Annotated in this window: 10 protein-coding genes; 3 read left to right on the top strand and 7 right to left on the bottom strand. The window is 70.3% G+C overall.

The genetic code is table 11. The features are described 5' to 3' along the window. Positions 1 to 94 precede the first annotated feature (94 nt). The 3 genes from IE278_RS42030 (at position 95) to IE278_RS01660 (ending at position 4692) form a co-directional block, all read left to right on the top strand. Positions 95 to 724 carry a hypothetical protein gene (locus tag IE278_RS42030; protein WP_246569680.1) on the top strand — a complete coding sequence of 210 codons (630 nt, stop codon included), beginning with the start codon at positions 95 to 97 and terminating at the stop codon, positions 722 to 724. Between the two features lie 237 nt (positions 725 to 961). Continuing rightward, a complete protein-coding gene (locus tag IE278_RS01665; protein ID WP_189767959.1) occupies positions 962 to 2401 on the top strand; it encodes an FAD-dependent oxidoreductase in 1440 nt (479 codons plus the stop codon). A 5-nt stretch (positions 2402 to 2406) separates the two neighbouring features. Next, the gene (locus IE278_RS01660) at positions 2407 to 4692 is read left to right on the top strand and encodes an MMPL family transporter (RefSeq protein WP_189767958.1); all 2286 of its coding nucleotides are present in this window, start codon (positions 2407 to 2409) and stop codon (positions 4690 to 4692) included. A gap of 89 nt (positions 4693 to 4781) precedes the next feature. Here the strand turns inward: IE278_RS01660 and IE278_RS01655 are convergent, their stop codons facing one another. From IE278_RS01655 to IE278_RS01625, 7 genes are all read right to left on the bottom strand, one after another. Beyond that, a complete protein-coding gene (locus IE278_RS01655; RefSeq protein WP_189767957.1) occupies positions 4782 to 5327 on the bottom strand; it encodes a PPOX class F420-dependent oxidoreductase in 546 nt (181 codons plus the stop codon). Further along, a complete protein-coding gene (locus IE278_RS01650; protein ID WP_189768999.1) occupies positions 5312 to 6349 on the bottom strand; it encodes an NADPH:quinone reductase in 1038 nt (345 codons plus the stop codon). The genes IE278_RS01655 and IE278_RS01650 overlap by 16 nt, the downstream gene beginning before the upstream one ends. A 50-nt stretch (positions 6350 to 6399) precedes the next feature. After that, the gene (locus IE278_RS01645) at positions 6400 to 7350 is read right to left on the bottom strand and encodes a UbiA family prenyltransferase (protein WP_189767956.1); all 951 of its coding nucleotides are present in this window, start codon (positions 7348 to 7350) and stop codon (positions 6400 to 6402) included. Positions 7351 to 7362: 12 nt separating this feature from the next. Further along, entirely contained in the window at positions 7363 to 8922 is a 1560-nt protein-coding gene (locus IE278_RS01640; RefSeq protein WP_189767954.1) for a class I adenylate-forming enzyme family protein, read from the bottom strand. An 81-nt stretch (positions 8923 to 9003) separates the two neighbouring features. Beyond that, positions 9004 to 9681 carry a 50S ribosomal protein L11 methyltransferase gene (locus tag IE278_RS01635; protein ID WP_189767952.1) on the bottom strand — a complete coding sequence of 226 codons (678 nt, stop codon included), beginning with the start codon at positions 9679 to 9681 and terminating at the stop codon, positions 9004 to 9006. After that, complete coding sequence (locus IE278_RS01630) at positions 9682 to 11256, bottom strand: flavin-containing monooxygenase (protein ID WP_189767950.1); 1575 nt, start codon at positions 11254 to 11256, stop codon at positions 9682 to 9684. Between the two features lie 46 nt (positions 11257 to 11302). Continuing rightward, on the bottom strand, positions 11303 to 11773 hold the full coding sequence (locus IE278_RS01625; RefSeq protein ID WP_189767948.1) for an SRPBCC family protein: 471 nt from the start codon (positions 11771 to 11773) through the stop codon (positions 11303 to 11305). Positions 11774 to 11779 lie beyond the last annotated feature (6 nt).

Genomic DNA, 11779 nt, shown 5'->3' with positions numbered 1-11779 from the left:
GTGGGCCGGCGCTTTCGCTGCCCTTGGTGAAGCCCGCCACCGTATGAGTACCTCCGCTCATGACACCTGCTGCCCAAGGCCTCAGACTTCCTCCATGCCCACGCCCACGTCCTTTGCGCCCAGGCTCCTCAGACGGACGGTCAGCGCGGCCGTCCTCATCGCGGCGACCATGACCGCCTGCGGCACCGAGCACAGCGGTCAGCCGCAGTCGGCCACGCCTCAGACCTCCTACCCTCCCCGGCCGAAGTGCGCGCAGCCCGCCGAGGTGCCCACGGGTGTGCCCACCGAGCAGCCGTCCTCGCCCCGTCCGAGCGCCGATCGCGACCGCTCGGAAGGGGGTTCGGGAGCGAACGAGGACCGCCCGCCGCACTACGCCGAGAATCACGCCTACCGCATGCAAGCACCTCTGGCCGAGGGCAAACTCGCCCAGGGTCAGGCCTCGGCCAGGCTTGTCAGGAAGGAACTGGAGAAGGTCCGGGAAGAGGGTGGTTCCGGCGCGTACGGCGTCTTCGACGAGAAGCGGATCGCGGCGGCGCTGAAGCGTCTCGGCTGCGGCAAGGAGCACGGCGTCTACATCGGGTACGGGTTCTACAGCCTGCACACGGGAGTCGTGTGCGTGTCCGGTTACGTGACGAAGGACCAGCTGACCAGCGAGGTGCACGGCGCCTACGCCGAACCCCAGCCCGGAACGGGCCCCTGCGTCGAGAACCGGGGAGGCCACTGACCGTCTCTTCGTCAAGCAGCAGCCGCCCATGAGGATGCTTTTTCGCCAAAGGGAAGTCGCGTATCGCCTGCGGCAGATGGTTCTTGCGCCGTTGCGGGGTGCGATGAAGCATGGGTGACCGGGCTGCGGCGGAACGCTGGGACCGGGCGGACGAGCACACCTCACTCTCTTCGTCGGACGCATGCGTGCGCGCCCCGTAGCGGCCGGATGATGCCGGCGTTCTGTCTGGAGGTTCTCGTGTCCGAGTCTGCCGCCCGCGTGTTCGCCCGCCTCAGTACCGACGAGCCCGTCACGAGAACCCGGACGCTGATGGCCAAGGCCGTGGTGCTCGGCGGGAGTCTCGCCGGGCTGCTGGCCGCGCGAGTCCTCTCCGACCACGCCGAGAGCGTGGTGGTCGTCGACCGGGACTCCCTGCCCCCGGCCGCCGCCGCACGGCCGGGCACCCCGCACGACGGGCAGTTGCACACCCTGATGCACGGCGGCCGGATGCAACTCCAGCGGCTGTTCCCGGGGTTCGAGGAAGAAGCGCGGGCGGGTGGCGCGATCGTGTCGTCGCCGTACACCATCCGGGCCTACGCGGACGGCGTCCCGAAGGTCAGCGACGGCGCGATGGGGCTGATCTCCAGCAGCAGGCCGTTCCTGGAGGCGCTGGTCCGCCGCCGCACCCTGGCCCTGCCGAACGTGAAGGTGCTCACCTGCCGCGCGATCGGGCTGGAGTTCCGCGGTGATGCCGTCAGCGGGGTGCGGTGCGGCCCGGTCTCCCGCCCCGGGTCCGGTGTCGGGTCCGGTGTCGGGTCCGGTGTCGAAGAGTGGGTCGAGGACGCCGACTTCGTCGTCGACGCGATGGGGCGGGCGAGCAAACTGGGCGACTGGCTGGAGAAGGCCGGCTGGGAGCGGCCCGCGATGCGCCGCATGGCCATCGACATCGATTACGCCACCGGCTACTTCCGGCGGACCACGAGCGACCCCGAACTGGCCGCGGCCATCGCCTACCGCACCCCCACCGCGATCCCGCCCCGGGTGGCGAGCGGCGCGATCACCGCCATCGAGGGCGACCGCTGGCTCATCACCCTCGCCAACTACGGGAAGCAGCCGCCCATCCGGGACGTGGACGAGTTCCGGAAGCTGTGCGGCGAACTGCCGCCCGTGTACCGCGAGGCGGTCGAGGGCGAGCAGCTCGGCGACATCCTCACCTACCACCAGGCCGACAGCCGCCGCCGCGACTACCACCTGCTGAAACGGTTCCCGGCGCGGCTGATCAGCCTCGGTGACGCGGTCGCCTCGTTCAACCCGATCTACGGACAGGGCATGTCCTCGGCGGCCCTGCACGCGTCCGCCCTCTCGCACTACCTGCGGTCGGCGCCGGATCTGCGCAGACATGCCCGCGCCTTCTTCGCCGACCAGCGTGTCGTGGTGGACGCGGCCTGGCAGATATCCACCGCCGCCGACCTGGCCCGTCCCGACGTACACGGCCCCTACCCGCGCGGCTACCGCCTCACGAAGTGGTTCGCCGAGCAGATGGCGGAGGCCTCCGTCACGGACCGGGAGGTCGCCGTGCGGTTCAACTCCGTGACCTATATGCGCAGTCATCCCAGTTCCCTGGCCGCTCCCGCCACGCTGCTGCGCGCGCTCCGGGTGAACCGTTCGTCCAGGAAGCCGCGGCGCGAAAGGGGGTAGCCGACGTGTTCGCCTCACTGGCCCGACTCGCCTGCCGCCGCAGCGGACTCGTGCTGTATCTCTCCGGGGTCCTGCTGGTCGTCGCGGGTGCGCTCGGCGGGAGTGTGCTCCAGGAACTGTCCGCCGGAGGCTTCGTCGACGAGTCGACGGAGTCGGCGCGAACCTCGAAGGCGATGGACGACCGATTCGGGGCGGGCGCCCCGGACCTCGTCCTCCTGGTCTCCGACGAGCGAGGCGTGGACTCCCCCGCCGTCGCCGCCGCGGGTGCGCGGCTCACCACCCGGGTGGCCGGTGAACCCGGGGTCGAACAGGCCGTCTCCTACTGGTCGTTGGGCAGGGCCGAGCCCTTGCGCGGGAAGAACGGGCGGCAGGCCCTGGTGATGGCCCGGCTCTCCGGCGACGAGGACCGGGTGCAGGACACCTTCGAACGGCTGGAGAACCGCTACCGGCACACACCCCAGGGGCTGGACGTCCGGGTGGGTGGCAACGCCCTCGCCGACAAGGAGATGTCCGAGACCACAGAGAAGGACCTCCTCAAAATCGAGGCGGTGACCTTCCCGGTCCTGCTGGTCGTGATGCTGTTCGTGTTCCGCAGTGTGGTCGCCGCCCTGGTGCCGCTGCTGGTCAGCGGGCTGACGATCCTGTCCGTCCTCCTGGTCGTCCGGGTCCTGACCCTGTTCACCGAGGTCTCCGCGCTGGCGAGCAACGTCGCCACCGGACTGGGCCTCGGCCTCGCCATCGACTACAGCCTGATCCTCATCAAGCGCTACCGGGAGGAACGGGACCGGGGCACCGGGACCGACCAGGCGATCGCCCTGATGCTGCGCACGGCGGGCCGTACCGTGCTGTTCTCCTCGGTGACGGTCACCCTGGCACTCGCCGCGCTGCTGGTGTTCCCGTTCTACTACCTGCGCTCGTTCGCGTACGCCGGGATCCCGACCGCCCTGCTCGCCGCCCTCGTCTCGCTCACCTTCCTGCCCGCGCTGCTGAAGGTGCTGGGCCACCGCATCGAGAAGGGGCGGCTCCCCGGCCGTCGGTCCGCCGCGACCGCGGCGCGGGGAGTCGGGAAGCGCGAGGCCGGAGAACGCGGTGCCGGGGAACGCGTGGCCCGGGAAGGGTTCTGGTACCGGCTGGCCATGGGTGTCATGCGGTTCCCGCTGCCGGTCGCCGGTGCCGTCGTCGCGCTTCTGCTGCTGCTCGGCGCGCCCTTCCTCGGCCTGCGGCTGAGCCTGCCGGACGAGCGGGTGCTCCCGGCCGACAGCCAGGCCCGGCAGGTCGGTGGCGTCATCCGGGACAACTTCCGGGCGCAGGAGACCCAGGCCCTCAATGTGGTCCTCAGCGACACCCCGGGACCCGGCGCCCGCCAGGTGGCCCCGTACGCCGAGCGGCTGTCCGGGCTCGACGGGGTGGCGCGGGTGGACAGCGAGGCCGGGACCTTCGCCGACGGCCGGCTCGTCCAACGGCCCTCGGTCCACTCCGCGCGGTTCGGCGCCGAGGACAGCACCTACCTGTCCGTGGTGCCGCGCGACCAGTCGATGTCGGAGCGGGGCAGGCAGTTGGTGACACACCTGCGAAGCCTCCCGGCCCCGTACGCCGTGCAGGTGGGCGGACCCGCGGCGGAACTCACCGACTCCATCGACTCGATGAACGCCCGGCTGCCCGCCGCCCTCGCCGTGATCGCGGTCAGCTCCTTCGTGGTGCTGTTCCTGTTCACCGGCAGTCTGCTGCTCCCCCTCAAGGCGCTGGTCCTCAACTGCCTGAGCCTGAGCGCCACCCTGGGCGTCCTGGTGTGGGGGTTCCAGGAAGGCCATCTGCGAGGCGTCGTCGGGGACTTCGTGGTGACGGACTCGATCACCTGGACCGTGCCCCTGCTGCTGTTCTGCCTCGCGTTCGGGCTGTCCATGGACTACGAGGTGTTCCTGCTGTCCCGTATCAAGGAGGAGTACGACAGAACCGGCGACAACACGGCGTCGGTGGCCCGCGGACTCGAACGCACCGGCTCGATGATCACGGCCGCGGCGGTGCTGATCTCCATCGTGTTCCTGGGCTTCCTCATCTCGGGCATCGTCTATCTCAAGGCGATCGGGCTCGGACTGGCGCTGGCGGTCCTGATGGACGCCACCCTGGTACGGGGCCTCCTGGTGCCCGCGTTCATGCGGCTGGTCGGGAAGGGCAACTGGTGGGCGCCGAAGCCGCTCCGGGCGCTGCACGCCAAGGCCGGCCTGCGTGAGGAGCCGAGCGTGGAGGAGAGCAGGACCGAACCCCGGACCGAGGTCGGTGCGGAACGCTGAATGCTGTGCGCAGCGCGGGGCGTGACCGGGAAAGCAGGCAACTCCCCCGCTCACGCCCCGCGTTCACCCAGCGGCGCCGCTCCGCTCCGTCAGTCCCGTGCTTGTTCCACGCGCCGTGCGGCTGACTCCTCCGCCGCCTGCGCCTCCGCCTGCACCAGGGCGTTGGGCGTGATCTCGATGTAGGCCGCCTCCTCGTAGACTGTGGCGACCGTACGGTCGTAGAGCTTGCGGCCGGCCCCGTAGGCGCCCGCGATGATCCGCGCGGCGGCCGGTTTCTCCTCGTCGGGCAGGATGCGCGCCGTGCAGGCGAGGACCGCGCCCTTCGGCTTGCCCCGGATGTTGGACGGCGCGAACAGGACCTGCGGGTTGTTCCGCATGCGCCGCACCTTCCATGAGTCGCAGCCGGTCCGCAGATAGGCCCGGCCGTCCTTGAGCCCGAACCACATCGCCGACGGTACGGCGTCACCGTTGCGCTTGTAGGTGACCAGCAGGGCGAAGCGGCGCCTCTTGAACTGGCGCAGGTCCTTCGGTCCGTCGGGCGTCTCGGCGACGTGCCAGGTCACCGGGTCGCGCCACGAGTCGTACATGCGCAGGACTCGCTCTTCCCACCATTCCTTGCTCAGCAGACGCGGCACGTGTGCCTTCCTTCCTTGTCGGCCCTGTTCAGACGCGCTCGCCACGGATCTTCGGGGAGCAGCACCACGCGGCCCGGGGCGCCCGTGCCCTCGTGGCCCTCCAGCATGCGGTGGGCGCGGGCGGCCTCGGCGAGCGGAAGTGTGGCCCGGATCCTGCCCTTGAGGCGGCCTCGCGCCAGTTCGCGGTTGATGTCCTCGGCGGCTTCGGCGAGTTCGGCCGCGGACGCGTTGCTGATGACGAAGCCGCGCACGCTGATGTCCCGGGTGTACACGGCACCGACGGGCAGGACGGCGCGTACGTGGAGCCCGGCCGTGAGCACGACGCGACCGCCCCGCGCGAGCAACGGGACGGTCGTCTCGAAGTCATGGTGCCCGGAGCAGTCCCAGAGCACGTCCACTCCGCCGGGCGCCAGGTCACGGACGGTATCGGGTGTGTTCGGGTCGTCGCGGTCGAGCACCTGGTCGGCTCCGCCGGCGCGGCACCACTCGGCGTTCTCGGCACGGTCGACGACGACGACCCGCGCGCCGGCCGTGGCCGCGAGCTGGACGACGGCACTGCCGACGCCGCCTCCGCCGCCCAGGACCAGGATCGTCTCGCCCCTCTGGAGGCGGGCGGTGCGGAACAGGCCGAGGTGCGCGGTGGCCGCCGTGTGCAGTACGGCCACCGCGGCCACCGGGTCGGCTCCGGCGGGCAGTGGATGGAGCCGGTCCACCGGGACGGCGGCGTACTGGGCGAACGAGCCCTGTCTGCCGTCGTGGCCGAGGCTGTTGCACCACACCCGGTCGCCGGCGGCGAAGGGGCCGGCGGGCACGGCGACGGTGCCGACCAGGTCCCGCCCGATCACGAAGGGGAAGGGGACGTCGGTCGCGTACGCGCCGGAGCGGACGAAGGTGTCGACGTGATCGGCGGCCACGGCGTCGACCCGGACGAGCGCTTCGTCCGGGCCGGGGACGGGCCTCGGCAGCCGGCCCACACGGATCGCGTCCGCCCCGCCGAAGCCCGTGATGTACGCCGCCGTCATGTCGGTCGCCGTCGTGGAGGCCGCCGTCATGGAGGCGTTCGTTGAAGCCCTCATGCCAGTACGAAGGCGAGTGCCAGTCCCAGGCAGCCCAGGTCGACCGAGCTGAGCCCGATGAACCGCGCCTTGCGCCACTCTTCCTTTCCGGCGCCGAAGTAGAGCTGCACGGCGTGCAGGACGACGACCGGCACGACCGTCAGGGCGAGCAGCGGGTCGAACCGGGTGGTGGTGAACAGCAGGGTCAGCAGGGTGACGCTGGCGGCGAAGAGCAGGGACAGGAAGACCTTGAAGGCCCCGAGTGGCAGCAGCACGGCCATGGTGTGCCGGGACACCTCGGAGTCGCCCTGTTTGTCGGAGGCGTTGCCGTAGGACACGATCAGCAGGAACCACACTCCCACCAGCGCCGCGGTGAACAGGGCTTCGGCGGTGACCTGGCCGGCGACCAGCCAGTACGGCACCAGGCCGATGCAGCCGATCACGTAGAAGATGGTGACTTCGAGGCCGCCTGGCAGATAGCTGAGCTTCAGCCCGGTCGAGTACTGCACCGAGGCGATCTGGCCGACGAGCATCACCACGACGGCCGCCAGCGGTGCCCTGCCGTCCAGGGTGGCCACGGCGATGAGGCCCGCCGCGACCGCGATCACCCACATCACGACGCCGAACCGGACCGCCTCCGCCTCCGTCAGCACCCCGGTGAGCAGGGGCTTCTTGGCGACGGTGCCGGGCGGCCTGCCCGCGTAGTTGCGGGCGTCGCTGCCGTCCCGGAAACCGCCGAGGTCGTCGGCGGCGCCCCCGCTCCACTGGGTGGCGAGCACCATCAGCAGGAGCAGGGCGAGCGCGGGCGCCGTGTCACCGCTGACGTGGCCGTCCAGGCGCAGCAGGAGCAGGGCGAGAATCCAACCGTAGGCGTGGTGATAGATCCGGACCTTGCCGAGCCGGACGTATCCCATGGCCTTCGCGGCCGCTGAGTTCTTGGTGGCCTCGGACGCGCTGGTGGCGGTCATACGGACGCTCCCTCAAAGGCGTACGGAACGGCTCTGGCCGGCCGGGCTCCGATCGGCCAGCGTCTTCTTCAGCTGCTCCCGCTGGATCTTCCCGGTGACGGTCCGGGGGAAGTCGCGGTCGGGGACGACGACGGGCTCGGCCATCTTCGGCAGGCGGCCGGCCGCGGCCGCCCAGGCGCGCGGCCGGAACTCGGTGCCGGGGCGCAGGGACAGGACGGGCTGGAGGGTTCCGTCCATCTCCAGGACGACCAGTTCCAGGAACTCGGGCAACTTCTCCAGCAGGATGTCCTCGATGCCGATGCCGCTGATGGCGCCGGAGACCTTGTCGACCTGGCGGTCGATGAGGGTGATGCGGCCCGTGCGCGACTTCGTTCCCCAGTCGCCGGTGTCCCACCAGCGGTTGTCGGGGTAGTTCCGGGAGGTCAGGTCCGGCCGGTTGATGTAGCCGGAGAAGACGCCGGGGGTGTTGACCACCATCCGGCCGGGAGTGCCGGCCGGTACCGTGCGCCCCGAGTCGTCGACGATACGGACCCGGCAGAACGGGAAGTGCGGTCCGGCGGGGTGTCCGCGCAGCAGTTTGGTCCGCTGGATGCGGCGCAGTGCGCGCGTCGCCCTCTGCATGCCCTTCAGGTGGCTGCGGATGGCGATGGGGCCGGTCTCGTTCTGGCCGTACACCTCGACGCAGACGGCGAACCGGTGGTCGGACCCCGCGAGCAGCGCGGCGACCGTGTCGGGGTGGATGACGTCGAATCCGGCGCCGAAGAAGCGGATCGAGCGGAACGCGCCGCCGGGCGCCAGGTGTTGCCAGGCGCGGAAGGTGTTGGGGTGGGTCTCCAGGTAGACGGGCCGGTGGCGCTTGAGCATCCGGTCCACGTTGTCCGGTGAGTCGTCCTGCAGCAGCAGGAGGGGCGCCCGCCGCATGAGCGCGGCGAGGATGCCGACCACGGTCCGCCCGTGCACCGGGGAGATGACCAGCGCGAGGTGTCCGTCCAGACGGGACAGCCAGTGGATGACCGCCTGCACCCGGGCGTTGAACCGGATGCTGGCGCTGGAGCACTCGGCCAGTTTGGGGGTGCCGGTGGTGCCGGAGGTGTGGACGATGACGTACGGGGCGTCGGAGACCACCTCGCGGCGCCGGGAGATCCTTCGGTGGCTCGGGAGTTCGGCGGCGATGTCACGCCAGTCGACGAGGCGGCCGCTCTCCGGGAAGGTCTTCTCGCTGGTCGCGAGCCGGTCGTCGGTGGCGATCACGGCGCCGATCCCGGAGACGTTCTCCACCATCGAGGCGGCGACCGGACCGGTGAGGGTCGGGCTGAGGAGGATGGGCACGGCGTCGAGCGCGGTGACGGCCGCGTAGGCGACGATGATGTCGGTCGGGGACTCCAGCCAGACGACGCACCGCTCCCCGGGGACCACTCCGCGGGAGCGCAGGGCGGTGGCGGCCCGCGCGGCGGCGTCCGCTATCTCGCTCGGCGCGATCCTCTCGTCCTGGGCGGTGACGATGATCGGCTGATGGTCGACGATCCAGGGCTCGGCGTCGCTGGGCAGAGCCAGCAGCTTGTCGAAGATCAAGGGGGGCCTCTTCTCGGGCGGTTCCGGCGAGCGGCGGGTGGTGGTTTCACGTCGGTGACGCGGCCGGTGGCAGGTCGGCGATCACAGGGGGACGACCTCCAGCAGTTCGTAGACCACCGGGCCCTCCGGTTCCTCCACGGTCGTGGAGTCGACCGTCCGCAGGCCCCGCCCCTCGGCCGCCGCCAGCTCCTCCAGTTCGGCGCGGCCGGCACGGCTGCTCAGCGCGATCAGCACCCGGCCCTCGGGCGCCACATAGCGCCGGGCCTCGCGGAAGTACCGTCGGTGCGCCTCGTATCCGGGGTCGACATAGGCCAGCTCGTGGACGTTGATGTCGAGTTCGGGCGGCGCCCACACGTTGTTGGAGTGCCAGTAGACGACGTCGAAGGCGGGTGCGTCGCGCAGTCCGTCGAAGAGGTCGCTCTCGACGCTGGTCACCTTGTCGGCGACGCCGAAGCGCTCCGCGTTGAGCGCGGTGTTCCTGACAGCGGCGGGGTTGAGGTCGGTGGCGTGGACGGCTCGGCAGCCGGCGAGCGCGGCGCTGACGGCTATCAGTCCCGTGCCTGATCCGATCTCCAGGAAGGTTCCGTCGACCGGGAACTTCAGCAGATCGAGGTGGGCCAGGCTGGATCGGGAGTCGGCCGGGGAGAACACGTCCGGCAGCAGGGTCCATCGCCGGCCGCGCAGCTCGATGTCCGTCTGCCGCCGTACCTTGGCGCGGCTGGCCTCGCTGCGCTTGAGGGGCTGGGTGTAGTCGTACATTCAGCGCTCCGCGGGGGTCGTGGCGTAGTTCTCGATGTCGAAGCGGGCCAGGTCCTTGCGCAGCCTCTTGGTCGACCAGGGCCAGGTGACGAAGTTCTTGCCCTTCTCGTCGAGGTAGACGCTGGTGCAGCCGCCGTTGTTGTAGACGGTCGAGGCGAGGCCGCGCTGCACCTCGTCGTTGAACGAGCGGAACGGCCCGGGCCGGATCTCCAGGGCGTCGAGACCGCGGTCGCGTGCGGTGCGTATCGCGTCGACGATGTAGTCGAGTTGGGCTTCGGCGAGCGCGAGCAGCGAGTTGTACATCACGATGTTCGGGCCGAGCAGCAGATAGGCGTTGGGGAGGGCCGGCAGGGTGGTCGCCCGGTAGGCCTCGGGGCTGTCGACGGCCCAGGTGTCGGCGAGCGTTCTGCCGTCGCGCCCCCGGATCCGTTCGGCGATCGGCGGGTGGCGCAGCTCGAATCCGGAGCCTAGGACGATGACGTCGGCTTCGGCGCGCTCGCCGTTCGCGGCGATGAGTTCGCCGCCCTCGACGGCGGCGAGGGCGTGCGGGACGAGCTGGACGTTGGGCCGGGACATGGCGGGCAGATAGCTGTTGGAGAGCAGCAGGCGTTTGCAGCCGATGGTGAAGTCCGGGGTGAGCCGGGCACGTAGTTCCGGGTCGGGCACCTGGCGTTTGAGGACGCGTTTGCCGACCGGGGTGAGCAGGCGTGCGACCCTCGCGCGGCGCATGAGGAGCGCGAGCGTTCTCAGGACGGCGTCGCAGATCCCGCGGAACAGCCGCTGGGTGAACGGTACGTGCCGGAAGAGCCGTTGGACGGCCCGTGGGACCCGGAAGTCGAGCCGCGGCATGACCCAGGCGGCGGTGCGCTGGAAGACGTACAGCCTGCGCACCTGCGGCTGTATCTCGGGGATGAGCTGGATCGCCGAGCAGCCGGTGCCGATGACGGCCACCCGCTTGCCGGTCAGGTCCACGTCGTGGTTCCAGCGGGCCGAGTGGAACACGGGCCCGGGAAAGCCGTCCAGTCCGGGCAGGTCCGGGACGATCGGCTCGTGGAGGAGGCCGGAGGCGAAGACGACGTGCTGGGCGGTGAGGCGTCCCCTGCTGGTCTCCAGCACCCAGCGCCGGCGCTCCTGGGACCAGGCGGCTTCGAGCAGTTCGGTGCCGAGGCGCAGGTGCGGGGCCAGGCGGAACTTGTCGACCGTGGCCTCGATGTAGGCCAGCAGTTCTGGCTGGCCGACGAAGTTCCTGCTCCACTCGGGATTGGGGTTGAAGGAGAAGGAGTAGATCGGCGAGGGAATGTCGACGGCGCAGCCCGGATAGGTGTTCTCCCGCCAGGTCCCGCCGACGCGGTCGGCCTTCTCCAGGATCAGGAAGTCCGTGATGCCGCCGCGTCGCAGTTTGACCGCAGCGGCAATTCCCGATAATCCGGCGCCGATCACGATGACATGCGCGTATCGTTCGGCGGCCGGTTCCGGGGTCGTGTCCGGACCGACGTGCGGAATCGCTCCCGGATTGGCGTCCGGGTTCGCGTCCGGACTGACGTCCGGGGTCGCGTCGTTCGCCGATACGGGCATGGGTTTCCCCTTGTCGTCGACCTGTGCGCGGATCGTATTTCCGAGGCTATCCGGTTTCGCCGCGTTCCAGAATCGCCTTGCTCAACCGCAGTTCCCGCTCGACGGACGCGGGCAGGGTGCGCCTGAGCACCGGATCGAGCATCCACCGGGTGAGGGGGTTGAAGCGGAAGGAAATCATCCGGGTGGCCCGGATGCCGCCTTCCACGGGCTCGCAGGAGAATCGCGCGCCGAATTCCGCCATGCGGTGATTGAACTTGTTGAGGGGCAGCGGAGCCAGCCGGATGTCGATGCTTTCACCTGGGGTGAGCCTCATCTGGGCAATTGCCTTCGGCTCCGGAAGGGGCAGGCCGGGCAGTCGCGGCTGGAACTTGAACTCGGTGAGATTGCCGTCCCTGCGCACCCAGGAGATCGCGCCGATCTTGTCGTCGACTTCGATGTACCGTTCGACGTCCAGCACAAAGCCGAGAAAGGCTTCCGGTGTACAGGCGATTGTCTGTTCTTTCTCCACCTTGACCATGCCGTC

Source organism: Streptomyces tauricus (assembly GCF_014650955.1).
Taxonomy (GTDB): Bacteria; Actinomycetota; Actinomycetes; order Streptomycetales; family Streptomycetaceae; genus Streptomyces; species Streptomyces tauricus.
This window is presented reverse-complemented; position numbering and strand designations above follow the sequence as displayed.

Excerpts from the sequence above, each read along its gene's own strand:
- IE278_RS42030 (WP_246569680.1), top strand. The coding sequence starts at position 95 with ATGCCCACGCCCACGTCCTTTGCGCCCAGGCTCCTCAGACGGACGGTC.
- IE278_RS01650 (WP_189768999.1), bottom strand. The coding sequence starts at position 6,349 with ATGACGGCGGCGTACATCACGGGCTTCGGCGGGGCGGACGCGATCCGT.
- IE278_RS01645 (WP_189767956.1), bottom strand. The coding sequence starts at position 7,350 with ATGACCGCCACCAGCGCGTCCGAGGCCACCAAGAACTCAGCGGCCGCG.
- IE278_RS01635 (WP_189767952.1), bottom strand. The coding sequence starts at position 9,681 with ATGTACGACTACACCCAGCCCCTCAAGCGCAGCGAGGCCAGCCGCGCC.
- IE278_RS01630 (WP_189767950.1), bottom strand. The coding sequence starts at position 11,256 with ATGCCCGTATCGGCGAACGACGCGACCCCGGACGTCAGTCCGGACGCG.
- IE278_RS01625 (WP_189767948.1), bottom strand. The coding sequence starts at position 11,773 with ATGGTCAAGGTGGAGAAAGAACAGACAATCGCCTGTACACCGGAAGCC.